This window comes from Steroidobacter sp., assembly GCF_036402275.1.
Lineage (GTDB): Bacteria > Pseudomonadota > Gammaproteobacteria > Steroidobacterales > Steroidobacteraceae > Steroidobacter.
In genome coordinates this window covers 1-24808 of record NZ_DASWTF010000007.1, presented here as the reverse complement: position 1 = coordinate 24808, position 24808 = coordinate 1, and the positions used below count along the sequence as shown (strand labels likewise).

The following is a 24808-nucleotide window of genomic DNA, read 5'->3' as shown; positions in this document are numbered from 1 at the left end:
AGCTCTACAAAGAGCACATGTCGGAGTATTACGCTCCGAAGAACTTCAACTTCTGGTACATCTTCGGCTCGCTGGCGCTGCTGGTGCTGGTGATCCAGATCGTCACCGGCATCTTCCTGGTGATGCACTACAAGCCGGACGCCACCCTGGCGTTCGCCTCGGTCGAGTACATCATGCGCGACGTGCCCTGGGGCTGGCTGATCCGCTACATGCACTCCACCGGCGCGTCGGCGTTCTTCATCGTCGTCTATCTGCACATGTTCCGCGGCCTCATGTACGGCTCGTACAAGAACCCGCGCGAGCTGGTGTGGATCTTCGGCATGCTCATTTATCTGTGCCTGATGGCCGAGGCGTTCTTCGGCTACCTGCTGCCCTGGGGCAACATGTCCTACTGGGGCGCGCAGGTGATCGTGTCGCTGTTCGGCGCGATTCCCGGCATCGGTGAAGGTCTCGTGGAGTGGATCCGCGGCGACTACTACATCTCCGACATCACGCTGAACCGCTTCTTCGCGCTGCACGTCATCGCGTTGCCGCTGGCGCTGGTGTTCCTGGTGATCGCGCACATCTTCGCCCTTCACGAAGTCGGCTCGAACAATCCGGACGGCATCGAGATCAAGAAGCTGAAAGGCCCGGACGGCCATCCGGTCGACGGCATTCCGTTCCATCCGTATTACACAGTGAAGGATCTGGTGGGCTTCATCGTGTTCGCGATGGTGTTCGCGCTGGTGCTGTTCTTCGCGCCGGAAATGGGCGGCTACTTCCTGGAGCACGCCAACTTCGATCCGGCCAACCCGCTGCAGACGCCCGAGCACATCGCGCCGGTGTGGTACTTCACGCCGTTCTACGCGATCTTGCGCGCGGTTCCGAACAAGCTGCTGGGTGTCGCGCTGATGGGCGCCGCCGTGATCCTGTTCGTGTTCCTGCCGTGGCTGGACCGCTCGAAGGTCAAGTCGATCCGCTATCGCGGCTGGCTGTTCCGGGGCTTCCTCGGCGCGTTCGCCGTCAGCTTCATCGCGCTGGGTTACCTCGGCCTGATGCCGGCGACCCCGGCTTACACCCTGGCGGCCCGCGTCTTCGCGGTCGTCTACTTCGCGTTCTTCCTGCTCATGCCCTGGTACACGAGGATCGATCAGACCAAGCCCGTGCCAGAGCGTGTGACTTTCCATACCCACTAAGCAGCCAGCCATGATGAAGAAGAGTTTCCACAAGCTGTTCCTGGGTGTGGTCGGTCTGACGGCCCTGTCGTGGTCGGCGGCCGGCTCGGCGGCGGAAGGCCATGGCCCCGCCCTGCAACTGGCGCGCAACGATGTAGCCAATATCGCCTCGCTCCAGCGAGGCGCGCGCAACTTCGTGAACTATTGCAGCGGCTGCCACTCGGCCAAGTACGTGCGTTACAGCCGCCTGGCGGACGATCTGTTCCTGACCGAAAAGCAGGTGACTGACAACCTGATGTTCACCGGCGAGCGGATCCACGACACGATCAAAATCGCCATGCGCCCGGAGGACGCCAACCACTGGTTCGGCACCACCCCCCCGGACCTGTCCCTCATTGCGCGCAGCCGGGGCGCGGACTACATCTATTCCTTCCTGAAGTCGTTCTACCTGGATCCGAGCCGCCCGTCGGGGACCAACAACCTGATCCTGCCGGGCACGGCCATGCCCCACGTGCTGTGGGAGCTACAAGGCTTGCAGCGGGCGGTCTATGATGGGCAGAGCGACGCGGAAAACAACGCGGTCCACAAACAGTTCAAGGAATTCGAACTGGCGAAGCAAGGCAGCCTCTCGCCGCAGGAGTACGACCAATTCGTCCGCGACACGGTCAATTTCCTCGATTACATCGCCGAGCCGATGCAGATCGAAAGGCGCAATCTGGGCATGCGCGTGCTGGCATTCCTGATAGTCTTCTTCCTGTTCGCCTATTTCCTGAAGAAGGAGTTCTGGAAGGACGTGAAGTAGGGCCCGCCCGGGTGGGTTCCCCACGTTGCCCCGGAACTGACCGGAGCGTACTACCGTGATGACGCTCTTCTCGCGCGCCGACGATCCCTGGAGCCATCGCACCAGGATCGTTCTGGCTGAGAAGAGCATTCACGTCGAAACCATCGACGTGCAGGGCGGTAACCTGCCCGAAGACCTGCTCGACCTGAACCCGTACCACACGGTCCCAACCCTGGTGGACCGTGATCTGGTGCTGTACGACTCGCGGGTCATCATCGAGTACCTGGACGAGCGCTTCCCGCATCCGCCGCTGATGCCGGTGGATCCGGTGGCCCGCGCGCAGTTCCGCTTGGCGCTGTATCGGATCGAGCGGGACTGGTACAGCCTGGCTCAGCAGATCGACGACCCCTCGGACCGCAAGAACGGCCTGAAGGCGCGCAAGATCCTCCGCGACAGCATTCTGGCCAGCACCGACGTGTTCAAGGCCAAACCGTACTTCCTGTCGGACGAGTTCTCGTTGGTGGATGCCACCATTGCCCCGATCCTGTGGCGGCTGTTGTATTGGGAAATCGATTTGCCACCGCAGGCTCAACCCATCACCAAGTACGCCAATCTGTTGTTCTCTCGGCCCGCGTTCCGGCACAGCCTGTCGCGCACCGAGCAGGAAATGCGCGCTTAAAACCGCGGCGGGTACTCATGGCAGATGCTCCAATTCGATCGCGCCGGCCTTATTTGTTGCGTGCCATGCACGAGTGGATCAGCGACAGCGACCAGACGCCCCACATCGTCGTCGATGCTTCGTTACAAGGCGTGGAAGTGCCCCGGCAGTACGTCCAGGGCGGCAAGATCATCCTGAATGTCAGTAATAACGCGACGAGCAACCTGAGTCTCGGCAACGATGTCGTGCGCTTTCGCGCGCGCTTCGGGGCTGTGACGCATGACGTGCTCGTGCCGATCGGCGCGGTGCTCGGTATCTATGCGCGCGAGACGGGGCAGGGAATGATTTTCTCGGAGGCCGATGCGCCCCCGCCGCCGCAGCCGCCGACTGCGCCGACCGAGACGCCCGCAGGCGGTTCCGCTCCGGAACAGAAGCGCGCCAAGCCGACTTTGAAGGTCGTCAAATAACGCTGCCGTGTGATTTATTCAGCGGGCGCCGCTGGCCCGGAAGGGCGCGGCGCGAAGCGCGCGCCGTATAAGCGCTCGGCTATGGATTCAGCCGCGTTCCGGTCCAGGGCCCGCCGCTGAACGTGAATTCATCTTTCTTGGTCAGCTTGCGCTGCCAGCGCGCGCGGTCGTGAATGCGGCCGGCGCCTTCCGACCATAACTCGATCGAGTCGATCCAGAGCCGGATGCCGCCCCAGTGCGGCGGGCGAGGCACTTGGCCGTCCGTGGCTTGCAGCAGCCCGAGCCGTTCCCGGACTGCGCGCACCTGATCGACCAGCGCCGCGCGCGAGGGCAGGGGCTCGCTTTGCACGCTAGCCCACGCGCCCACACGGCTTTCGAAAGCTCGGCTGGCGAAATATTGATCACTCTCCGGCGCCGGCGACCGCACCACCGGGCCCTCGAGCCGCACCTGCCGATGCAGCGTGTCCCAATGAAAGACCACCGCGGCGCGTGGGCGCGCTGTCAGGTCGCGGCCCTTGCGTGAGTCATAGTTGGTAAAGAAAACAATGAAGCCCTGGTCCGCCACCAGCCGTTTACACAACACCACGCGGGCCGACGGCGCGCCGTCGTCGCCCACTGTCGCGAGGACCATGGCGTCCGGATTTGGCTGAACGTTCCGCGCCCGGGCGTCGCTGAACCAGGTAGCGAACATGGGCAGGGGATCGGCGGGCAGGGGATCGGGCAGCAGTTCGTCGGCGGACATAGGGATGGATTATATACGGCCGTTAACTTGCGGGCCGCGCACGCCGGTTGGTAAAAGGCGTGAGCAACCCTTGAGGCCTGGATCCTACGCCCGATGAATCTGCATGAACTCCGCGAACGCCTCTCCGAAGTCGATCGGCAGCTGCTCGCGCTTGTCGCCGAACGCCAACGGCTGAGCCGCGAAGTGGCCGAGGCCAAACGCTCCGAAGGCCGTGCGACGCGCGACTACACGCGTGAGCGCGAGGTGCTCATGCAGGCGCGCGCGACCGCGGATTCTCTCGGCATTTCGCCGGCGTTGGCTGAGTCGGTACTGCGGCTTTTGATTCGCGGCTCGCTGACCACGCAGGAACGAATTCGAGTCGCGGCCGGCGGCCGCGGCGATGGCAAGACCGCGCTGATCATCGGCGGCACCGGCAAGATGGGCCGCTGGTTCAGTGAATTCATGTCGTCGCAGGGTTACACGGTGACGGTGGCGGATCCGGCGCGAAAGCCGGACAACGCGGCATATGCGTACATCGCGGATTGGCGCGAGAGCTCGCTCGACTACGATCTGATCGTGGTGGCCACTCCGCTCAAGATAGCGAACGTGGTGTTGCAGGAATTGGCCGCGCGCAAACCGCGTGGTGTCGTCTTCGACATCGGCTCGCTCAAGACTCCGCTGCGACAAGGCATCGATGCATTGCAGAGCGCCGGCGTGAAAGTCACGTCCGTGCATCCCATGTTCGGGCCCGACACCGAGTTGCTGTCAGGCCGGCACGTGATCTTCATCGACATGGGCAGCAAGGAAGCCATCGACGCTGCCCGCGAATTGTTCGGCTCGACCATGGCGCAACAGGTAGTGATGGGGCTCGACGAGCACGATCGCCTGATCGCTTACGTGCTCGGACTGTCGCATGCGTTGAACATCGCATTCTTCACGGCGCTCGCCGAGAGTGGCGAAGCGGCGCCGCGCCTCGCGCAGCTTTCCAGCACGACTTACGACGCGCAGGTCGATGTCGCGACGCGCGTCGCGGCCGAAAGCCCGGATCTGTATTTCGAGATTCAGCATCTCAACGACTACGGGCGCGAGTCGCTACTGGCGCTGCGCCGTGCGGTCGAGAAGCTGTGGAGCTCGGTATCCACGGGAGACTCGCCAACCTTCACGGCCATGATGCAGCAGGGCCGCGAATATCTGGCGGGCCGGGTTCGTAATGATTAGCTGCTTGCTCGAGAGGCGCGCATAGATGTCGGCTCGGGATCTCCAAGGAGAGATCCGCGAATTGCGCGGGCGCATCGCCGCGCTCATGGATGAGGCTGCGAATAACGAAAAGCTGCTGCGGCGGAGCCAGGAGCGCGAGCTCGAGTTGCTCAAGGCCGAGAACATCGCGCAGTTGTTCGACGCCATCTGCAAGGGCTTGAAGACTTCGTACGCGCTCGAGTCGGTGACGTTACTGTTGCTCGATCCGGATCACGAGATCCGTCATCTGCTGATTGCGGATAACGTGAAGCTGGAAGATTTCCCGCAGGTGCTGTTCACGGACAGCCTGGCGGGGATGGCGCCGCAGTTTGTTTCGTTTCATCGGCCGTGGTTGGGCCCGTACATGGGGTGCGATCACCAGTTGCTGTTCCCGGGCGTGTCGGGCTTGAAGAGCGCGGCGCTGATTCCGCTGCGGCGACAGGAGAAGCTGCTCGGCGCGTTGAATTTCGGCAGCGTCGACGAGAAACGTTTCTCGCGTCACCTCGCGACCGACTTCCTCGCGCACCTGGGCGTGATCGCTTCGTTCGCCATCGAGAACACCATCAATCGCGCGCGCCTGGTGCGCAGCGGGCTGACGGACTTCCTCACTGGCTGGCACAACCGCCGCTATCTCAATGCGAGGCTCAAAGAGGAGCTGGCCCGCGCGCAACGCCAGGGCACCAGCCTCACCTGCTTGGTCATCGACCTGGATCGCTTCAAGCAGATCAACGACCAGCATGGGCACCTGGCCGGCGATATGGCCTTGCGCGAGGCCGCGCAACGAGTCGACTCGCATATCCGAGGCAGCGACGCCGCCGCCAGATTCGGCGGCGATGAATTCGTGGTGCTGGCGCCGGCCATTTCGCCGCAGCAGGCGGCATGCCTGGCCGAACGCATCCGCGCGACGGTGTGCGACACGCCTCTGACCCTGCCTTCGGGGGTGAAGTTGAATATGACGGTGTCCATTGGCGTCGCCTGGATCACGGTGTCGCGCGACGACGCCGATCTCAAAGCCGCCGCCGAGCGGTTGCTGGCCGATGCCGATTCCGCGCTGTATCGAGCCAAGCAGGCGGGCCGCAACCGGGCCGCGCTCGCCACCGGCGACATGCCCGAGAGCCCCTGTTCCTGACCCATCTGACGAAGAATTAACACCGGCGGTGTCTGACAGACCTGACCAAACGTGGTTAAATGCGATTCATTCGCATTGATTGGATTTCGGAATGATCAGGTCAATCAGGGTCGATGTCTTCGCGCCAATGCTGGGCGCACTCATGCTCGCCGTGGGTCTCGCGGGTTGCGCCAAGCAGCCGTCCGAGCTGGTCGTGTACTCGGCGCGCAACGAGCAACTGATCAAGCCCATGTTCGATCGCTACACGGCCGAGACCGGGCAGAAGATCCGCTTCGTCACCGACGACGCCGGCCCGCTGATCGAGCGCTTGAACGCCGAAGGCGCGAACTCACAGGCCGACATCCTGATGACCGTCGACGCCGGTGAGCTGTGGCACGCCGCCGATCGCGGCCTGCTCCGGCCCACGCAATCCGAAGTGCTGAACGCCAATATTCCCGAGAGCCTGCGCGATCCGCAGGGGCGCTGGTTTGGCTTCTCGATCCGCGCGCGCACCATGGTTTACAGCACCGAGCGCGTGAAGCCCGAAGAGTTGAGCGACTACGCGGCGCTCGCCGGCGAGCGCTGGAAGGGCAAGCTGTGCCTGCGCACTTCGAAGAAGGTTTATAACCAGTCGCTGGTGGCGATGCTGATCGCCGAGCACGGCGAGGCCAAGACCGAAGAAATCGTGCGTGGCTGGGTCGCGAATCTGGCCACCGAGCCGTTCTCCAATGACACGCTGCTCATGGAAGCCATCGCCGCGGGTCAGTGCGACGTGGGCTTGGTGAACACTTATTACTTCGGCCGCCTGTTGCGCGATAAGCCGGACCTGCCGTTGAAACTGTTCTGGGCCGATCAGGCCGGGCAGGGCGTGCACGTGAACATTTCGGGCGCTGGCGTCACCGCGCATGCGCCGCGCGCCGAACAAGCGAAAAAATTCCTGGAGTGGCTGTCGCAGCCCGAGGCGCAAGCGTTGTTTGCCGGCGCGAATCTCGAATATCCCGCCAGTCCCAGCATCGAGCCCGATCCGATCGTGAAGGCCTGGGGGGATTTCAAGCGTAGTCCCATGAACGTGGCGCAGGCTGGCGAGCTGCAGGCGACGGCGGTGAAGTTGATGGATCGGGCCGGCTATCGCTGACGATTCATTTATGAGCGCGGAGGTTGTGCAGGCCGAGACGCGGCGCGCGTGGCGCGATCCGCTGAGCGTGGTGCTCGCGGTTGTGCTGTGCTTGCCCGCGCTCGTGCCTTTGCTGGTCATCGCGCACGCCACCATTTCTCCGGAAGCAGATGTTTGGGCGCACCTGGCGCGCTATGTGCTGCCCGAAGTTACCGCGAACACGATTAAGTTGCTGGTGGGCGTTGCCGTCCTGAGCGGCATCATCGGTACGTTGCTCGCGTGGCTCACCTCCATTTGTGAGTTTCCCGGCCGGCGCTTTTTCGATTGGGCGCTGCTGCTGCCGCTGGCCATTCCCACTTACGTGCTGGCGTTCGTCGCCGTGGGCTTTCTCGATTATTCCGGTCCGTTGCAAAGCTGGTTGCGCGCTTGGACGGGCAGCTCTGCCTGGGTGCCACGGATTCGATCGACCGGCGGAGTCATCGTGGTCTTGTCGCTCGCGCTGTATCCCTATGTTTATTTGTTGGCGCGAACTGCATTTCTCACGCAAGGCCGGCGCGCGCTCGAAGCTGCGCAGATGCTCGGACTTGGGCGGGCGGCGGCGACGTGGAAGGTCGCACTGCCGATGGCGCGCCCCTGGATTGCCGCGGGCATCGCCTTGACGTGCATGGAAACATTGGCGGACTTCGGCGCGGTCTCGGTGTTCAACTACAACACGTTCACGACAGCGATTTATCGCGCCTGGTTCGGAATGTTCTCCGTGAACGCGGCGCTCGAGCTGGCGGGTGTGCTGCTGTTGTTCGTGATTGCCGCATTCGCGCTCGAGCGGGCTTCACGTGCTGGGGCGCGCTTCACTAGCAGTCGCGATGTGTCTCGCGAGGCTGCGCGATTACAGCTCGGGCCGGGGATGCGATGGCTGGCGTTCGGCGGAGCCGCGCTGATTCTGGCGCTGTCGTTTGTATTGCCACTGGTGCAGCTCTTGATCTGGTCTGCGAAAAACGCCGGTGACATCGACAGCCGTTATTGGGGCTTCATTGCGCGCAGCCTGATGCTGGCGGGCAGCGCGGCAGTCGTGATTGTTTCGGCGAGCCTCGCGCTGGCCTATCTCGAACGCCGTCGATCATCCGCATCGATGCGCGTGCTGGTGAGGCTCGCGACGCTCGGCTATGCCATTCCCGGCACTGTGCTCGCGGTCGGCATCGTCGTGCCACTGGTGTTGTTGAACAACCAGCTGCAGGGTCTGTTGCGTGGGTGGTTCGGAGAGTCGGCGCCCGTGCTGCTGCTTCAAGGCACGTTGCTCGCAGTGCTCATCGCCTATCTGGCTCGATTTCTCACCGTCGGCTTCAATCCCGTCGAAAGCGGCTTGCAGCGCGTGACGCGCAGTATCGACGAAGTCGCCGCGAGCCTCGGAGTGGTCGGCACCGAGCTCATCCGCAAAGTTCATGTGCCGCTGCTGCGTACCAGTCTCGCGACGGCGGCGACGCTGGTGTTCGTCGATGTGATGAAGGAAATGCCCATCACGTTGATCACGCGGCCGCCAGGCTGGGATACGCTGGCCGTGCGGGTGTGGGAAATGACGTCCGAAGGCGAGTGGGAGCGCGCGGCCTTGCCGGCGGTCGCTATCGTGCTCGTTGGATTGGTGCCCGCCGCGATGCTGACCCGCAGAGGTGCGCATGTGGCTTGAGCTCGAAAACGTGGTGCGTCGCTTCGGCGAACGCTCGGCCGTGAATGGCTTGTCGATCCGGCTGCCGAAAGGCTCGATCGGCTGCCTGCTCGGTCCGAGTGGCTGCGGCAAGACGACGGCGCTGCGTTGTATCGCGGGCTTCGAGCCCGTCGACGCGGGGACGATCAGCGCTCACGGGCGCGTGCTTGCTTCGCCGGGTTTTCATTCCGCGCCCGAGAGCCGGCAGATCGGCATGGTTTTCCAGGACTACGCTTTGTTTCCGCACCTGACGGTGCTCGACAACGTGGCTTTCGGTCTGCATCGACTGGATCGGAGCAAACGGGTTCGTCGCGCGGAAGAGATTCTCGACACCGTCGGCCTGGCGGCACACCGCGGGCATTACCCGCATCAACTGTCCGGCGGCCAGCAACAGCGCGTTGCCTTGGCGCGCGCGCTCGCGCCGGAGCCAGAGATCGTTTTGCTCGACGAGCCGTTCTCCAGTCTCGATGTCGAATTGCGCGAACGCCTGAGTGTGGAAGTGCGCTCGGTGTTGAAGACGCTCAACGCGACTGCGCTGCTGGTGACCCACGATCAGCAGGAGGCGTTCGCGGTCGCCGACGTGGTCGGCGTGATGAAGGAGGGACGGCTGGAGCAGTGGGACACGCCGTACCAGCTCTATCACCGGCCGGCGACGCGCTTCGTCGCTGACTTCATCGGCCAGGGCGTGTTCATTCCCGGCGAGATCGTCGCCGCGGGTTCGGTGCGCACCGAGCTCGGCGTGGTCCGGGCCAACGGCAACGGTCAATGGCAGACCGGGCGGCACGTCGATCTGCTGTTACGACCCGACGATGTGATCCACGACGATGCCAGCACCCTGCGCGCGGAAGTCTGCCAGCGCGCGTTTCGCGGGGCCGAGTTCCTGTACACGTTGAAGCTCGCCAGCGGCGTGCAGCTGCTGTCGCTGGTCCCCAGCCATCACGACCACGCGGTCGGCGAGCGCATCGGCATCCGTATCGAACCCGACCACGTGGTGGCATTCGCCCGGGACTGATGAAAGAATCGGGTCAATCCGATTTTTCTTCAGTTCCATGACCGATTTCATCGATGCAGACGGCTTTCGCGCCAATGTCGGAATCGTCTTGATGCGCGAGGACCGCCAGGTCTTCCTCGGCGGCCGGACCGGCGGCCGCGGCTGGCAATTTCCTCAAGGCGGTGTCCAGCAGCGGGAGACGCCCGAAGAGGCGTTGTATCGCGAGCTGAAGGAAGAGGTGGGCCTCGATCCCAAGGACGTGAAGCTGGTCGCGGGGACGCGCAACTGGCTGCGCTACCGCCTGCCCAAGCAGTACGTCCGCAAAAACAGCAATCCCCCGTGCATCGGCCAGAAGCAGCGCTGGTTCCTGTTGCGCTTCATGGGCTCCGAGGACCGCTTCGATCTGGAATCCACCGGCGAGCCGGAATTTGAGAGCTGGCGCTGGGTGGATTACTGGACGCCGGTGCGCGAGGTCATTTATTTCAAGCGCGCCGTTTATGCGCGCGCGCTCGACGAGCTGGCGCGCACTGCCTTTCCGCAGGACCCGCCGGCGCTGCCGGAGTGGTCCCAGGAAGAAAAGTATCTGCGCAGCCTGGCCCAGCGTCGCCAGAAAGCGTCAGCCAGTAAAGGCTAAAACGGTTTGACGACCACGAGGATCACGATGCCGAACAGGAACAGGGTCGGCACTTCGTTGAAGCCTCGGAACCAGCGCTCCGAGCGCTGGTTGCGATCGTGCTTGAAGGCGATCAGCAGCCGATAGCACCACACGTGATAGCCGATCAGGCCCGCGACCAGCGTCAGTTTGGCGTGCATCCAGCCAGTCTGCAGGAAGCCCGGCGCCTGGCCCAGGGTCGCCCCACCGAACAGCACCGCGAGCACGCCGCCCACCGTCATCATGGTGAAAAGGCGACGCTCCATGATCTTGAAGCGTTCCCGATCGGCGACTTCCGCGGGTTTGAGCCCCGCGTGATATACGAACAAGCGCGGCAGATAGAACAAGCCGGCGAACCAGGTGACCACGAAAATGATGTGCAAGGCTTTGAGCCAGAGCATGAACGATCCTTGGGTGAACGGGCCGGCCGGCCGGATTCGCCTCAGTCCGATTTGAGCCAAGGCCGCATTCGGAAGACCCGATTCTTTGCGGCGCTTCTCAAACCAGGCGCGGCGGCTGTGCTCTAATTTCACCAGCTTTCGTCAAATTCGTACTACTAAATTTCGCCCGGACGCCGACTCGTTCAGAAATGGCTGATTTCAACCCACTGCGCACCGGAGTCTTCGTGGTCCGCCAGGTGCCGACCTGGCGGCGGCGGGCTCTGCTCGTCTGCGCCGTGCTGGGCAGCCTGGTCGCCATGTACCTGATGTACGAGTGGGGTCGCTTCGAAGGCGGCTACAGCAAGTTCGCCGAGATCCAGCGGCGGCGCGAGCTGAACGCCAAAATCGAGACGCTGCAGGAAGAGAACGAGCGGCTGCGCGCCGAAGTCGCCTCCGCGGAGCTGGCCCGCAACGTGGACAACAAGGCCTATGCGGACGTCGAGAAGAACCTGGCCGACCTGCAGGCGCAAGTGCTCAAACATCGTGAGCAGCTGACTTTTTATCGCGGCATCGTTTCGCCCGAGGACGGCATCGGCGGGCTGCGCATTCAACGTTTCCAGGTGCTGCCCGGCGCGGCGGAGCATCACTATCTATTGCGGCTGGTGCTGGTTCAATCGATGCGTCAGGAGACTGTCGTGTCGGGCTCGGTAGTCGTGCAGTTCGAAGGCGTGCGCGACAATCGGCCCGTGCAGTTGACCCTGGCGGACGCCGCGGATACCGAGCGCGCGGACGGGCTGCTCCCGTTCCAGTTCCGCTATTTCCAGAATCTCGAACAGGACATCGTGTTGCCGGACGGCTTCGAGCCGCGCGCCGTCAACGTCGAAGTGCGTTCGGCACGACTCGCCCCTGTGCGAGAATCCTATCCTTGGCAGGTACAAGTCGAAGGGTGAGCCCGGATGCCTCTTCGAGGCGAGTTACACTCGGCACATCCGTGTGCCTCGCCCTTCGGGCAGCCTGGAAGGCTGCGCAAAACGGCTGTCCTGCCGTTTTGTAACGTCGCCTCGAACCGGGCGAACGCCGGTACACGGATGTAACGGCTGGCCGAGGTTCCATGGATGGCTGCTTGAGAAAACTTTTCGTGGCAAGAACGGCATGTTCAATCGCAGTAAACCCAAACCTCATCGCATCGACACCCTGATCGGCGCCGGCACGCGCATCATTGGCGACGTGCAGTTCGCCGGCGGCTTCCATGTCGATGGCCACGTGAAAGGCAATGTGGATGCGCCCGCCGACTCGGGCGCGACGCTCAGTGTCAGTGACAGCGGCGTGGTGGAAGGCTCGGTCGCCGTGCCGAACGTGATTCTCAATGGCACCGTGAAGGGAGACATCCTCGCCCATGAGCGTGTCGAGCTGGGCGCGACGGCCCGCGTCACTGGTAACGTGTATTACGCGCTCATTGAGATGGAAATGGGTGCGGAGATCACCGGCAAGTTGATCCACGAGCCGCGGCGCGGCGGTCGGGCCGAACCCGAGATCAAGCCCGCGCCGGGCGCCGCAGCGACCGATTCCGCGGGCTGATGACCTTATGCCTCAAAGGTTTGGCGGCGTTTTGACGCTGCCAGCCGGGGCTCGTTACACTTGATTCAGTTGGGTTCTGCCCCCACACGTGGCCTCATGAACACTGAATCCGCCCTTTCCAGTCTTGCTCCGAGTCCAGGCGCGCCGAGCCTGGTCTTCACCGATGCCGCGGCCGCCAAGGTGAGCGAGCTGATCCGCGAGGAATCCAACCCCAATCTCAAGCTGCGCGTGTTCGTGCAGGGCGGCGGGTGCTCGGGGTTCCAGTACGGCTTCACGTTCGATGAGAACCTGGAGGAGGGCGACACGCGCGTCGAGAATGGCGGCGTCACGCTGCTTATCGACCCGATGAGCATCCAGTATCTGGCCGGCGCCGAGATCGACTACAAAGAGGACATCGAAGGCGCGCAGTTCGTCATTCGCAATCCGAATGCCTCGACGACCTGCGGCTGCGGCTCGTCCTTCTCGATGTAGCCCATCGAGATGGCGCGCAAGATCCCCGACGTCATTGCGGCCGTCGATCTAGGTTCCAACAGCTTCCACATGGTCGTTGCCCGTCATTCGCACGGGCAGCTCATCATTCTCGACCGCTTGCGTGAGAGCGTGCGCCTCGGCGCGGGGCTCGACGAGCAAGGTCGTTTGAAGCGCGAGGCCATCGACGTAGCGTTGGCTTGCCTGGAGCGATTCGGCCAACGGCTGCGCGACATGAAAGCGGAGAGCGTGCGCGTCGTCGGCACGAACACGCTACGCAAGGCCAAGCGCAAGGGCGCATTCCTGGATCGCGCGCGCTCCGCGCTCGGTCATCCCATCGAAGTGATCTCCGGCATCGAAGAAGCACGCCTGATTTATCTCGGCGTCGCGAACACCATGCCGAGCGAGCCGGGCCGTCGTCTGGTCGCGGATATCGGCGGCGGCAGCACCGAAATCATCATCGGCGAAGGACATCACCCCAAGAAGCTCGAAAGCCTGCACATGGGTTGCGTGAGCATGAGCTCGCGCATCTTCAGCGACGGCGTCATCACTGAAAAGCGCATGAAGCGCGCCCGCCTCGCTGCGCGCCTCGAGTTGGAGCCGGTGCAGGCGACATTCAAAGACTACGGTTGGGATCATGCGGTCGGCTCATCGGGCACGATCCGCTCGGTAAGCGACGTTCTGCGCGCGCGCTCGAACGGCGACGGGATCATCACGCCGGGCGGGATCGAGGTGCTGATGGAGCAGTTGTTGCGCGCTGGCGAGCTTTCGAAGCTGCGCCTGCCGGGATTGGCGGAGGAGCGACTGCCGGTGTTTCCCGGCGGCCTGGCCATCCTAGCGGAAATTCTCAGCGTGCTCGACATCAAGACGGTGCGGGTCGCAGATGGGGCCCTACGCGAGGGATTGCTTTACGACATCGTGGGCCGCTTCACCGATGAAGACGCGCGCTTGCGCAGTGTGCGCGCTATGCAGGGCCGCTATCACGTCGATCAAGCGCAGGCAGCGCGCGTAGAAGCAACGGCGCTGGAATTTCTGCGTCAGACGCAGACCGCGTGGGAGCTCGACGATCCGTTTGCCGAGCTTGCCTTGTCCTGGGCGGCGCGCCTGCACGAGATCGGGCTCGATGTCTCGCATTCGCACTATCAGAAGCACGGCGCGTATCTGCTCGAGCACGCCGATATGCCGGGCTTTCCGCAGGAAGAGCAGAAAATCCTGGCGTACATCGTCGGCGCTCATCGCCGCAAGCTGCAGCTCGAAGCGCTACAGGAATTGACTCCGCCCTGGCACATCAAGGCGCAGTTTTTGATCGTGATCCTGCGGCTGGCGGTGCTGTTGCATCGGGGCCGTAGCGCGCAGGCGCTGCCGAAAATCGACCTGACGCCACGAGCGCGCGCGCTCGATATCGCGTTCCCGAAAGGCTGGCTGGATACCCATCCGCTGACGGCCGCCGATCTGGAGAACGAGATCGAATATCTGAAAGGAGTGGGCTTCCGGCTGCGGGTCAGTTAATCGTCGCAGTCCGAATGCCGTTGCAGTAGTACCTGCTGCGCGCTCACCGGCGGCGCGCCATCCGTGCTCGCTCGTTCGTATCTGCCGTCGGGCTTCAGCACCCAAGCCTGCTCGTTGTCCGCCAGGTAAGTCTCCAGATCGCCGACGATGCGATCGCGGTGCTGTTTGCGCTCGATCGGGAAGCACACCTCGATGCGCCGGAAGAAGTTGCGCTCCATCCAGTCGGCGCTGGCGCAGAAAATCTCCGGGCTGCCGTCGTTGTGGAAGTAGTAGACGCGCGAGTGCTCCAGGAACCGGCCTATCACCGAACGCACGGTGATGTTCTCGGAAATTCCGGGTAATCCCGGCCGCAGCGCGCAGATGCCGCGCACGATGAGATCGATCTTCACGCCCGCCATCGCCGCCGAGTACAGCGTCTGAATGATCTGCGGCTCGATGAGCGCATTCATTTTGGCAATGATGCGCGCCGGTTTGCCTTCGCGCGCAAAGGCGATCTCGCGCCGAGTCTTCTCCAGCAGCCCCTCGTGCAGCGTGAAGGGCGACTGCAGGATCTTCTGCATGGTCGCGACGCGCGTCGGGCTGGTCAGTTGGAGGAACAGCTCGTGCAGATCCTCGCCCACTGCTTCATCGCACGTGAAGAGGCCGTAATCGGTGTAAACGCGAGCGGTGTTGGGATGGTAATTGCCTGTGCCGCAGTGACAGTAACGACGCAGTTTCCCGCGCTCGCGACGAACCACCATGATCAGCTTCGCGTGGGTCTTGTAGCCCACGACGCCGTACATCACGTGCGCGCCGGCTTCCTGCAGGCGAGTCGCGAGCTGAATGTTCGCCGCTTCGTCGAAGCGCGCCATCAACTCGATGATCACAGTCACTTCCTTGCCTGCGCGCGCCGCGTCGACGAGCGCATCGACGACCGGTGACTGCGGGCCGGTTCGATACAGCGTCTGCTTGATCGCCAGCACGTCCGGGTCCGCCGCGGCCTGCCGCAGAAAATCGATCACGGGCGCGAACGCTTCGAACGGGTGATGCAGCAGGACCTCGCCCTCTCGCATCACCGCGAAGATGTCTTCCTTCGCCACCAGGCGCTTGGGAATGCAGGGTGTGAAGGCCGGATATTTCAGGTCGGGCCGATCGACCAGATCGTAAATGGCCATGAGCCGGTTCAGATTGACCGGGCCGTTGACCTGATACAGATCGTCGCGCTTCAGCGCGAAATGGCGGAGCAGGAAGTTGGTGATGTCTTCCGGACAATCCTGCGAGGTTTCCAGCCGCACGGCCGCGCCATAGCGCCGCTGCGCGAGCTCGCCTTCGATCGCTCGCAGCAGGTTGTCGACTTCTTCGTCGTCGACGAACAAATCGCTGTTACGCGTGACGCGGAACTGCCAGGCGCCTTCGACCTTCATGCCGCTGAACAGCTGCGCCACGAAGGTGGAGATGACCGCCGACAGGAATACGAAATAAGTCTTGCCCGGCTCGCCCGTGGCCGGCGGCAAACGAATGATTCGCGGCAATGAACGCGGCACTTGCACGACGGCCAGCTCGGCGTCGCGGCCGAACGCATCTTTGCCGGACAGCCGCACGATGAAGTTGAGACTCTTGTTCTGAATGCGAGGGAACGGCCGCGCCGGATCGAGGCCCAGCGGCGTGAGCACCGGCTCCACTTCCTTGGCGAAGTAGTCGCCCACCCATTGGCGCTGAGCCGGCGTCAGCGTCTTCGCGTTGACGAATTGAATGCCTTCCACAGCCAGCGCGGGGAATACCAGCTGATGGAGCAGCTCGTACTGGTCTTTGACGAGGGCCGCTGCGCGCTCGTGGATCGCGCTCAACTGTTCCGGCACCGTCATGCCGTCGGGGCCGCCGGTCAGCGAGCCCAGCTCCTGACGCTGCTTCAGGCTGGCGACTCGGATCTCGAAGAACTCGTCGAGGTTCGAGCAAGAAATGCCCAGGAAGCGGATGCGCTCGAGTAGCGGCAGACGCTCGTCATGAGCTTGCGCGAGCACGCGCTGGTTGAAGTCGAGAAAGGACAGTTCCCGATTGATGTAGTGCTCGGGAGCCTTCAGATTCACATCGAGCATGGATGCCGCCGTCGCCTCTGTCCCGTCGGTCGCGAGACCGATCCTTGGGGGACATCGAGAATACTACGGCCGCGACATGCCTTGTGTTACATGCGAATGTCGCGGTAGGGATTAGCGGGGCAGGGCGGAGGCGACAGTGGCGGCGCCGCCGCGATCCAGTTTCGCGAACATCAGGCCGGAGCGCGCCAGGAACTCGGCGCGATAGCCGTCCGAAATCGGCGCCGCATCCGGCAACCGCACGGTGCGCGGATTCTTGTGGACGCCATTCACCAGATATTCGTAGTGCAGGTGCGGACCGGTCGCGGCGCCGGAGCTGCCGACGAAGCCGATGGTCGTGCCTTGCCGGACGCGCTGACCTTTGCGGATGCCGGAGAAGCGGGACATGTGACCGTACAGCGTTTCCACGCCACCGCCGTGCTCGAGCACCACCACGCGGCCATAGCCGCCTTTGGTGCCGACGAACGCCACGCGACCGTCGCCGGCCGCTTTGATCACGGTGCCGGTCGAGGCGGCATAGTCGACGCCCTTGTGGGCGCGAATGGTGTTCAGAATCGGATGGCGGCGCTTCGGATTGAAGTTCGAGCTGATGCGCGTGAACTCCAACGGCGCGCGCAAGAAGGCGCGACGCATGCTGCGGCCATCGGGCGCGAAGTAATCGGCCACCTGACCGTCTTTGGATTCGAACCACACGGCGCGATGGAGCGTGCCGTTGTTGATGAAGTCGGCGGCGAGGATGCGGCCGTTGCCGATGAACTTGCCGTCGCGATACTTCTGTTCGTACACCAGGTTGAACTTGTCGCCCGGCTGAATATCCAGCGCGAAGTCGATTTCCCAGCCGAAAATATCGTTGGCCAGCTGCAGGATCAGCTCCGGGCTGATGCCGGCGGCGCGCGCCGCCACGAACAGCGAGGAGTCGATGGTGCCTTCGGCCTGCACTTCCTGAATGTCCAGCGGCGTCTCGATGACTTCGGATTTGAAGCCTTCGTTGACGCGCGTCACCGAGAGAATCTCGGTCTCGCTGATGCGGCGGGTCAGCGATTGCACCAGCCCTTCGTCGTGAACCAGCGTGATGATGTCGCCGACGCGCAGCTGATCGAGGCTGGCCTGCACGCTGGGCACGTCGCGAATCGTGGCGAGATCGGTGAGGTTCAGTTTCAGCTGCCGGAAAATGCGATCCATCGTGTCGTTGCGACGGACCACGTATTCGACCGTGTCGCCGAGCAGCGAAGGCGGCATCGCCGCCGGAATGGTCACCTGCTCCATCGGGATCGGCGGCAGGGTGTCCAGGCTGATGGCTTGCCGCGGTGTGCCGATCGAGTCGTCCTGCGTCGCCACGGTGTACGCCACGATGCCGCCGATCAGCGGCAGCAGCAGACCGGAAATGAACCAGCGAGCGTGATTCGGCGAGCGCGAATTCTGCGGCTTGTAGTCGAACGCGGTCCGGGCACTGGGCTGCAATCCCTTGGCGATTCCTCCTTGAAATTTCAGGGATCCAGGTTGCCTAGACTCGCGCATAGCTGGTGCGTAAATAAGTTAAAGTAAATGAATCAAGTCGCAAATTTGAAGAATCGCAGCGCCTACGTCAACCCACGAAACCAGCGTTCGGGTCCGGCGCGGGTCGGTACCGACCCGAACATCGCGTGACCCGGACGGGTCCGAGCGACTAAAGTCGCCCGCATTCCAACTCACTCACTGGTTATCGTGCCCTTCGCGGCACGCTGGAAATCCGATGCTTTCAGCCGACGAACAATTGTCCGAGCTCAAACGTGGCGCCACGGAAATTCTGTTGGAGGCCGAGCTGCTGACCAAGTTGCGCCGTGGCAAGCCGCTGCGGATCAAGGCCGGCTTCGATCCCACCGCGCCCGATCTGCATCTCGGCCACACGGTGCTCATTAACAAAATGCGCCGCTTTCAGGATTTCGGCCACGAAGTGATTTTCTTGATCGGAGATTTCACGGGTCTGATCGGCGATCCCACCGGCCGCAACGCCACGCGTCCGCCGCTCACGCCGGAGCAGATTCAGGACAACGCGCGCACCTACCAGGACCAGATCTTCAAGATCCTGGATCCGGCCAAAACCAAGGTCGATTTCAATTCACGCTGGATGAGCGAGCTGGGCGCCGCCGGCATGATTCAGCTGGCCGCGCGGCACACCGTGGCCCGCATGCTGGAGCGGGACGAGTTCAGCAAGCGCTACAAGAGCGGTCAGCCGATCGCCATTCACGAGTTTCTGTACCCGCTGGTGCAGGGCTACGACTCGGTCGCGCTCAAATCCGACGTCGAGCTCGGCGGCACCGACCAGAAATTCAATCTGCTGGTCGGACGCCAGTTGCAGGAGACCTACGGACAGGAGCCGCAGGTGGTGCTCACCATGCCGCTGCTCGAGGGCCTCGACGGCGTGAACAAGATGTCCAAGTCGCTGGGCAATTACATCGGCGTGAGCGAGAACCCGGACAGCATGTTCGGCAAGCTCATGTCGATTTCCGACGAGCTGATGTGGCGCTACTTCGAGCTGCTGTCGTTCCGTCCGAACGCCGAGCTCGCGGGCTTGCGTCAACAGGCGACGGAAGGGCGCAATCCCATGGAGATCAAATTCGAGCTTGCGATGGAAATCACCGCGCGCTTCGGCGGCGCGGCCGCGGCCGAACAGGCGCGTCAGAATTTTTCCTCGCGCAGTCAGCGTCGGGAGATTCCTGAGCACGTCGAGACCAAAACCCTCTCTATAGAAGGCATCAGCATCGGCATCGGAGCTGCGATCAAGCAGGCCGGGCTCGCGGAGAGCACGACAGCCGCGAATCGGTTGATTCAGCAGGGCGCCGTCCGGATCGACGGCGAGCGGGTCGAGGACATCAAACGCACGCTGGAGCCGGGACCGGCTCGGCTGTTTCAGGTCGGCAAGCGAGGGTTTGCTTACATCGAAGTGGTGCGAGCCACGTCGTAGCAGCGGTCGCTTTGACAGATTCACGTGCGGCCGTGAGCCTGCGACGGACCATTTTTCACCACGAAAAAATTTTCTTCGCAGCGGCGTTTGCGCTCTTGCAAATTCACGCGGCGGCCACGAAACCGGGTTTCGGTGTGGCGAAGATTTGAGCATGTTTTCAGCCGTCGAAAGCTGTCGGAATTTTTTTTCGCGGCGGGTGTTGACGCCCTGAAATCAAACAGTAATATGCGCCTCCCTCGCAGCGGGCGCCGGTTGAAAAACGGGCTGCGAGGGAGCTGATTCGACCGGTCGCCAACGCCTCGAAAATAAAAATTTCGAGGGGGTTGACGGCCAGAAACGAGACAGTAAGATGCGCCACCTCGCGGCGGACGCCGGTTGAAAAACGGGCCGCGAGGAAGCTGAGTCGGACGAGTCGATCGCCTCGAAATAAAAAACGAGGGGGTTGACGAAACGAAAAAAGCAGCTTAAAGTTCCGCTTCTGCCTGGTGCGAAAGCACGACGGCAGACACCGAAAGCCTCAGCGCACCGGTGACGCTCTTTAAAAATCGAACAGGTAATTTGTGTGGGGACTCGCGTCGGTTCGTTGGCGAAGCCAACTTCGACGATGAGTTACCAATTAGCCAGTAGAGCTTGTTGGATAACCTCTTCGTTAAACTTGATAGGTCTCAAAGCCTTTAAGTGAAGAGTTTGATCCTGGCTCAGATTGAACGCTGGCGGCGTGCCTAACACATGCAAGTCGAGCGGTAACAGGTGTAGCAATACATGCTGACGAGCGGCGGACGGGTGAGTAACGCTTGGGAATCTGCCTATCAGTGGGGGACAACCAACCGAAAGGTTGGCTAATACCGCATACGATCTACGGATGAAAGCCGGGGACCGCAAGGCCTGGCGCTGATAGATGAGCCCAAGTCGGATTAGCTAGTTGGTAGGGTAACGGCCTACCAAGGCGACGATCCGTAACTGGTCTGAGAGGACGACCAGTCACACCGGAACTGAGACACGGTCCGGACTCCTACGGGAGGCAGCAGTGGGGAATATTGGACAATGGGGGCAACCCTGATCCAGCGACGCCGCGTGGGTGAAGAAGGCCTGCGGGTTGTAAAGCCCTTTCGGTTGGGAAGAAAAGCTGTGACCTAACACGTCGCGGCCTTGACGTAACCAACTAAAGAAGCACCGGCTAACTCTGTGCCAGCAGCCGCGGTAATACAGAGGGTGCGAGCGTTAATCGGAATTACTGGGCGTAAAGCGCGCGTAGGCGGCTTTGCAAGCCGGATGTGAAATCCCCGGGCTTAACCTGGGAACTGCATTCGGGACTGCATTGCTAGAGTATGGGAGAGGGAAGTGGAATTTCAGGTGTAGCGGTGAAATGCGTAGATATCTGAAGGAACATCAGTGGCGAAAGCGACTTCCTGGACCAATACTGACGCTCATGTGCGAAAGCGTGGGGAGCAAACAGGATTAGATACCCTGGTAGTCCACGCCATAAACGATGAGAACTGGATGTCGGAGGGGTCTGCCCTTCGGTGTCGTAGCTAACGCGTTAAGTTCTCCGCCTGGGGAGTACGGCCGCAAGGTTGAAACTCAAAGGAATTGACGGGGACCCGCACAAGCGGTGGAGCATGTGGTTTAATTCGATGCAACGCGAAGAACCTTACCTGGTCTTGACATCCCAGGAACCCTGCAGAGATGTGGGGGTGCCTTCGGGAACCTGGAGACAGGTGCTGCATGGCTGTCGTCAGCTCGTGTCGTGAGATGTTGGGTTAAGTCCCGCAACGAGCGCAACCCTTGCCCTTAGTTGCCAGCATTAAGTTGGGAACTCTAAGGGGACCGCCGGTGACAAACCGGAGGAAGGTGGGGATGACGTCAAGTCATCATGGCCCTTATGACCAGGGCTACACACGTGCTACAATGGCCAGTACAAAGGGTTGCCAACCCGCGAGGGGGAGCCAATCCCAAAAAGCTGGTCGTAGTCCGGATCGCAGTCTGCAACTCGGCTGCGTGAAGTCGGAATCGCTAGTAATCGTGAATCAGCGATGTCACGGTGAATACGTTCCCGGGTCTTGTACACACCGCCCGTCACACCATGGGAGTTGATTGCACCAGAAGTAGGTAGCCTAACCGCAAGGAGGGCGCTTACCACGGTGTGGTCAATGACTGGGGTGAAGTCGTAACAAGGTAGCCGTACGGGAACGTGCGGCTGGATCACCTCCTTTAAATGACTCTGCTTCAGCCATACGGCTGCCGCGAGTTCCCAACACAAGTTACCTGATTCGATAATTTCGGTTTCCGCGAGACTGGCCCGGCTTCAGCCATTACGGGTCTGTAGCTCAGTTGGTCAGAGCGCACCCCTGATAAGGGTGAGGTCGGAGGTTCAAATCCTCCCAGACCCACCAGTCCATCACTGGTATGTCAGGGGCCATAGCTCAGCTGGGAGAGCACCTGCTTTGCAAGCAGGGGGTCGTCGGTTCGATCCCGACTGGCTCCACCAGCGATAACGCGGAACTGTTCACGTGCACGTGAAGCGACTCATATGTCTGCATCGGATATATGCGTGGCTTTACGTCGCAGGAGTCTCAACGACTCTTGTTACGTGCTCTTTAAAAATTCGGAAGTTGTTTTGACGCATCAGATTTAGCGAAATCAACTGATCTAACACATCAGTAACGTTTCAAATGCAAATTTGAAACAAGAGTTCATTGAATCATGTCGCATTCGAGAATCAGCAACGTATAACACCAGGCTCATTGGGGTTATATGGTCAAGTGAATAAGCGTATGTGGTGGATGCCTAGGCGATAGAAGGCGATGAAGGACGTGGTAGCCTGCGAAAAGCTGCGGTTAGTTGGCAAACAAACTCACCCGCAGATCTCCGAATCGGGAAACCGACTGCTTCGGCAGTACTTGCAACTGAATCCATAGGTTGCAAGAGCTAACCCGGGGAATTGAAACATCTCAGTACCCGGAGGAAAAGAAATCAACCGAGATTCCGTAAGTAGTGGCGAGCGAACGCGGAACAGCCCAGTTGGAACCAGTCGATCGAGCTTAGTGGAACGGTCTGGAAAGTCCGGCCATAGCGGGTGATAGCCCCGTACACGAAAGGCAAAGTCGATGACCAACGAAGAGTAGGGCGGGACACGTGTAATCCTGCCTGAACATGGGGGGACCATCCTCCAAGGCTAAATACTCTCTATCGACCGATCGTGAACCAGTACCGTGAGGGAAAGGCGAAAAGAACCCCGGAGAGGGGAGTGAAATAGAACCTGAAACCGTATGCGTACAAGCAGTGGGAGCCCACTTTGTTGGGTGACTGCGTACCTTTTGTATAATGGGTCAGCGACTTATATTCAGTGGCAAGCTTAACCGAATAGGGGAGGCGTAGCGAAAGCGAGTCTTAATAGGGCGTTTAGTCGCTGGGTATAGACCCGAAACCGGGCGATCTATCCATGAGCAGGTTGAAGGTTAGGTAACACTGACTGGAGGACCGAACCGACTCCCGTTGAAAAGGTAGCGGATGACTTGTGGATCGGAGTGAAAGGCTAATCAAGCTCGGAGATAGCTGGTTCTCCTCGAAAGCTATTTAGGTAGCGCCTCGTGTATCACTGCTGGGGGTAGAGCACTGTTTCGGCTAGGGGGTCATCCCGACTTACCAAACCGATGCAAACTCCGAATACCGGCAAGTGTCAGCACGGGAGACACACGGCGGGTGCTAACGTCCGTCGTGAAAAGGGAAACAACCCAGACCGTCAGCTAAGGTCCCAAAGTCCTGGTTAAGTGGGAAACGATGTGGGAAGGCTTAGACAGCTAGGAGGTTGGCTTAGAAGCAGCCACCCTTTAAAGAAAGCGTAATAGCTCACTAGTCGAGTCGGCCTGCGCGGAAGATGTAACGGGGCTCAAACCAGGCACCGAAGCTACGGGTTCATCTTCGGATGAGCGGTAGAGGAGCGTTCTGTAAGCCTGTGAAGGTGAGTCGAGAGGCTTGCTGGAGGTATCAGAAGTGCGAATGCTGACATGAGTAACGACAATGGGTGTGAAAAACACCCACGCCGAAAGACCAAGGGTTCCTGCGCAACGTTAATCGACGCAGGGTGAGTCGGTCCCTAAGGCGAGGCTGAAGAGCGTAGTCGATGGGAAACGGGTTAATATTCCCGTACTTCTGGTTACTGCGATGGGGGGACGGAGAAGGCTAGGCCAGCTTGGCGTTGGTTGTCCAAGTTTAAGGTGGTAGGCCGAACACTTAGGCAAATCCGGGTGTTCAAGGCCGAGAGCTGATGACGAGCCTTCTTTTACGAAGGCGAAGTGGTTGATGCCCTGCTTCCAGGAAAAGCCTCTAAGCTTCAGGTAATCAGGAACCGTACCCCAAACCGACACAGGTGGTTGGGTAGAGAATACCAAGGCGCTTGAGAGAACTCGGGTGAAGGAACTAGGCAAAATGGCACCGTAACTTCGGGAGAAGGTGCGCCGGTGAGGGTGAAGGATTTACTCCATAAGCCCATGCCGGTCGAAGATACCAGGCCGCTGCGACTGTTTATTAAAAACACAGCACTCTGCAAACACGAAAGTGGACGTATAGGGTGTGACGCCTGCCCGGTGCCGGAAGGTTAATTGATGGGGTTAGCGCAAGCGAAGCTCTTGATCGAAGCCCCGGTAAACGGCGGCCGTAACTATAACGGTCCTAAGGTAGCGAAATTCCTTGTCGGGTAAGTTCCGACCTGCACGAATGGCGTAACGATGGCGGCGCTGTCTCCACCCGAGACTCAGTGAAATTGAAATCGCTGTGAAGATGCAGTGTATCCGCGGCTAGACGGAAAGACCCCGTGAACCTTTACTGTAGCTTTGCACTGGACTTTGAGCCTGCTTGTGTAGGATAGGTGGGAGGCTTTGAAGTGGGGACGCCAGTTCCCATGGAGCCATCCTTGAAATACCACCCTGGCATGCTTGAGGTTCTAACTCTGGTCCGTCATCCGGATCGAGGACAGTGTATGGTGGGCAGTTTGACTGGGGCGGTCTCCTCCCAAAGAGTAACGGAGGAGTACGAAGGTGCGCTCAGACCGGTCGGAAATCGGTCGCAGAGTATAAAGGCAAAAGCGCGCTTGACTGCGAGACAGACACGTCGAGCAGGTACGAAAGTAGGTCTTAGTGATCCGGTGGTTCTGTATGGAAGGGCCATCGCTCAACGGATAAAAGGTACTCCGGGGATAACAGGCTGATACCGCCCAAGAGTTCATATCGACGGCGGTGTTTGGCACCTCGATGTCGGCTCATCACATCCTGGGGCTG

The 24808-nt window shown here is 61.2% G+C and carries 19 protein-coding genes, 2 tRNA genes and 2 rRNA genes; 19 read left to right on the top strand and 4 right to left on the bottom strand.

The features are described 5' to 3' along the window. The 4 genes from VGD45_RS02495 to VGD45_RS02480 all read left to right on the top strand — a co-directional run. A partial coding sequence (locus VGD45_RS02495; RefSeq protein WP_331153682.1) for a cytochrome bc complex cytochrome b subunit occupies positions 1-1175 on the top strand: 1175 nt, incomplete at its 5' end. A 13-nt stretch (positions 1176-1188) separates the two neighbouring features. Continuing rightward, on the top strand, positions 1189-1956 hold the full coding sequence (locus VGD45_RS02490; RefSeq protein WP_414717550.1) for a cytochrome c1: 768 nt from the start codon (positions 1189-1191) through the stop codon (positions 1954-1956). 58 nt (positions 1957-2014) lie between these two features. Further along, complete coding sequence (locus VGD45_RS02485; protein WP_331153684.1) at positions 2015-2614, top strand: glutathione S-transferase N-terminal domain-containing protein; 600 nt, start codon at positions 2015-2017, stop codon at positions 2612-2614. 17 nt (positions 2615-2631) lie between these two features. After that, positions 2632-3060 (top strand): ClpXP protease specificity-enhancing factor, encoded by a 429-nt coding sequence (locus tag VGD45_RS02480; RefSeq protein WP_331153680.1) that lies wholly within the window; start codon positions 2632-2634, stop codon positions 3058-3060. A 79-nt stretch (positions 3061-3139) separates the two neighbouring features. Here VGD45_RS02480 and pdxH read toward each other — a convergent pair whose 3' ends face one another. After that, the gene (gene pdxH, locus VGD45_RS02475; RefSeq protein WP_331153679.1) at positions 3140-3802 is read right to left on the bottom strand and encodes a pyridoxamine 5'-phosphate oxidase; all 663 of its coding nucleotides are present in this window, start codon (positions 3800-3802) and stop codon (positions 3140-3142) included. Between the two features lie 93 nt (positions 3803-3895). Between pdxH and VGD45_RS02470 the strand changes: the two genes are divergently transcribed. The 6 genes from VGD45_RS02470 to VGD45_RS02445 all read left to right on the top strand — a co-directional run bounded on the left by VGD45_RS02470 (position 3896) and on the right by VGD45_RS02445 (position 10563). Continuing rightward, positions 3896-4999 (top strand): prephenate dehydrogenase/arogenate dehydrogenase family protein, encoded by a 1104-nt coding sequence (locus VGD45_RS02470; RefSeq protein ID WP_331153678.1) that lies wholly within the window; start codon positions 3896-3898, stop codon positions 4997-4999. Positions 5000-5024: 25 nt separating this feature from the next. After that, positions 5025-6146, top strand: a complete 1122-nt coding sequence (locus VGD45_RS02465; RefSeq protein ID WP_331153677.1) for a GGDEF domain-containing protein — start codon at positions 5025-5027, stop codon at positions 6144-6146. 91 nt (positions 6147-6237) lie between these two features. Next, positions 6238-7260: a Fe(3+) ABC transporter substrate-binding protein gene (locus VGD45_RS02460; RefSeq protein ID WP_331153676.1), complete on the top strand. Its 1023-nt coding sequence runs from the start codon at positions 6238-6240 to the stop codon at positions 7258-7260. A gap of 10 nt (positions 7261-7270) precedes the next feature. Then, positions 7271-8920, top strand: coding sequence for an iron ABC transporter permease (locus VGD45_RS02455; RefSeq protein WP_331153675.1), 1650 nt, complete (start codon positions 7271-7273; stop codon positions 8918-8920). Then, positions 8910-9950, top strand: a complete 1041-nt coding sequence (locus VGD45_RS02450) for an ABC transporter ATP-binding protein (protein ID WP_331153674.1) — start codon at positions 8910-8912, stop codon at positions 9948-9950. Before VGD45_RS02455 ends, VGD45_RS02450 begins: the two co-directional genes overlap by 11 nt. 37 nt (positions 9951-9987) lie before the next feature. Further along, the gene (locus VGD45_RS02445) at positions 9988-10563 is read left to right on the top strand and encodes an RNA pyrophosphohydrolase (RefSeq protein ID WP_349263195.1); all 576 of its coding nucleotides are present in this window, start codon (positions 9988-9990) and stop codon (positions 10561-10563) included. Here the strand turns inward: VGD45_RS02445 and VGD45_RS02440 are convergent. Further along, a complete protein-coding gene (locus VGD45_RS02440; RefSeq protein WP_331153673.1) occupies positions 10560-10982 on the bottom strand; it encodes a CopD family protein in 423 nt (140 codons plus the stop codon). The genes VGD45_RS02445 and VGD45_RS02440 overlap by 4 nt on opposite strands. 188 nt (positions 10983-11170) lie before the next feature. Between VGD45_RS02440 and VGD45_RS02435 the strand changes: the two genes are divergently transcribed. The 4 genes from VGD45_RS02435 to ppx all read left to right on the top strand — a co-directional run bounded on the left by VGD45_RS02435 (position 11171) and on the right by ppx (position 14516). Next, complete coding sequence (locus VGD45_RS02435; RefSeq protein WP_331153672.1) at positions 11171-11911, top strand: DUF6776 family protein; 741 nt, start codon at positions 11171-11173, stop codon at positions 11909-11911. 202 nt (positions 11912-12113) lie between these two features. Then, complete coding sequence (locus VGD45_RS02430) at positions 12114-12539, top strand: polymer-forming cytoskeletal protein (protein WP_331153671.1); 426 nt, start codon at positions 12114-12116, stop codon at positions 12537-12539. 96 nt (positions 12540-12635) lie between these two features. Next, a complete protein-coding gene (gene erpA / locus VGD45_RS02425) occupies positions 12636-13010 on the top strand; it encodes an iron-sulfur cluster insertion protein ErpA (protein ID WP_331153670.1) in 375 nt (124 codons plus the stop codon). Between the two features lie 9 nt (positions 13011-13019). Next, positions 13020-14516 carry an exopolyphosphatase gene (gene ppx, locus VGD45_RS02420; RefSeq protein WP_331153669.1) on the top strand — a complete coding sequence of 499 codons (1497 nt, stop codon included), beginning with the start codon at positions 13020-13022 and terminating at the stop codon, positions 14514-14516. Here the strand turns inward: ppx and ppk1 are convergent. After that, the gene (gene ppk1, locus VGD45_RS02415) at positions 14513-16633 is read right to left on the bottom strand and encodes a polyphosphate kinase 1 (RefSeq protein WP_331153683.1); all 2121 of its coding nucleotides are present in this window, start codon (positions 16631-16633) and stop codon (positions 14513-14515) included. The two genes, ppx and ppk1, sit on opposite strands and share 4 nt — an antisense overlap. A gap of 69 nt (positions 16634-16702) precedes the next feature. Beyond that, complete coding sequence (locus tag VGD45_RS02410; protein WP_331153668.1) at positions 16703-18049, bottom strand: M23 family metallopeptidase; 1347 nt, start codon at positions 18047-18049, stop codon at positions 16703-16705. 271 nt (positions 18050-18320) lie between these two features. Between VGD45_RS02410 and tyrS the strand changes: the two genes are divergently transcribed. The 5 genes from tyrS to VGD45_RS02385 all read left to right on the top strand — a co-directional run. After that, a complete protein-coding gene (gene tyrS, locus VGD45_RS02405) occupies positions 18321-19532 on the top strand; it encodes a tyrosine--tRNA ligase (protein ID WP_331153667.1) in 1212 nt (403 codons plus the stop codon). 675 nt (positions 19533-20207) lie between these two features. Next, a 16S ribosomal RNA gene (locus VGD45_RS02400) occupies positions 20208-21745 on the top strand. Positions 21746-21848: 103 nt separating this feature from the next. Next, a tRNA-Ile gene (locus tag VGD45_RS02395) sits at positions 21849-21925 on the top strand. Positions 21926-21944: 19 nt separating this feature from the next. Further along, a tRNA-Ala gene (locus tag VGD45_RS02390) sits at positions 21945-22020 on the top strand. A gap of 268 nt (positions 22021-22288) precedes the next feature. Then, positions 22289-24808 (top strand): 23S ribosomal RNA (locus tag VGD45_RS02385); the annotation flags it as partial.

Coding starts and splice junctions, on each gene's coding strand:
- VGD45_RS02490 (WP_414717550.1), top strand. CDS start 1,189: ATGAAGAAGAGTTTCCACAAGCTGTTCCTGGGTGTGGTCGGTCTGACG.
- VGD45_RS02485 (WP_331153684.1), top strand. CDS start 2,015: ATGACGCTCTTCTCGCGCGCCGACGATCCCTGGAGCCATCGCACCAGG.
- VGD45_RS02480 (WP_331153680.1), top strand. CDS start 2,632: ATGGCAGATGCTCCAATTCGATCGCGCCGGCCTTATTTGTTGCGTGCC.
- pdxH (WP_331153679.1), bottom strand. CDS start 3,802: ATGTCCGCCGACGAACTGCTGCCCGATCCCCTGCCCGCCGATCCCCTG.
- VGD45_RS02470 (WP_331153678.1), top strand. CDS start 3,896: ATGAATCTGCATGAACTCCGCGAACGCCTCTCCGAAGTCGATCGGCAG.
- VGD45_RS02465 (WP_331153677.1), top strand. CDS start 5,025: ATGTCGGCTCGGGATCTCCAAGGAGAGATCCGCGAATTGCGCGGGCGC.
- VGD45_RS02460 (WP_331153676.1), top strand. CDS start 6,238: ATGATCAGGTCAATCAGGGTCGATGTCTTCGCGCCAATGCTGGGCGCA.
- VGD45_RS02455 (WP_331153675.1), top strand. CDS start 7,271: ATGAGCGCGGAGGTTGTGCAGGCCGAGACGCGGCGCGCGTGGCGCGAT.
- VGD45_RS02450 (WP_331153674.1), top strand. CDS start 8,910: ATGTGGCTTGAGCTCGAAAACGTGGTGCGTCGCTTCGGCGAACGCTCG.
- VGD45_RS02445 (WP_349263195.1), top strand. CDS start 9,988: ATGACCGATTTCATCGATGCAGACGGCTTTCGCGCCAATGTCGGAATC.
- VGD45_RS02440 (WP_331153673.1), bottom strand. CDS start 10,982: ATGCTCTGGCTCAAAGCCTTGCACATCATTTTCGTGGTCACCTGGTTC.
- VGD45_RS02435 (WP_331153672.1), top strand. CDS start 11,171: ATGGCTGATTTCAACCCACTGCGCACCGGAGTCTTCGTGGTCCGCCAG.
- VGD45_RS02430 (WP_331153671.1), top strand. CDS start 12,114: ATGTTCAATCGCAGTAAACCCAAACCTCATCGCATCGACACCCTGATC.
- erpA (WP_331153670.1), top strand. CDS start 12,636: ATGAACACTGAATCCGCCCTTTCCAGTCTTGCTCCGAGTCCAGGCGCG.
- ppx (WP_331153669.1), top strand. CDS start 13,020: ATGGCGCGCAAGATCCCCGACGTCATTGCGGCCGTCGATCTAGGTTCC.
- tyrS (WP_331153667.1), top strand. CDS start 18,321: ATGCTTTCAGCCGACGAACAATTGTCCGAGCTCAAACGTGGCGCCACG.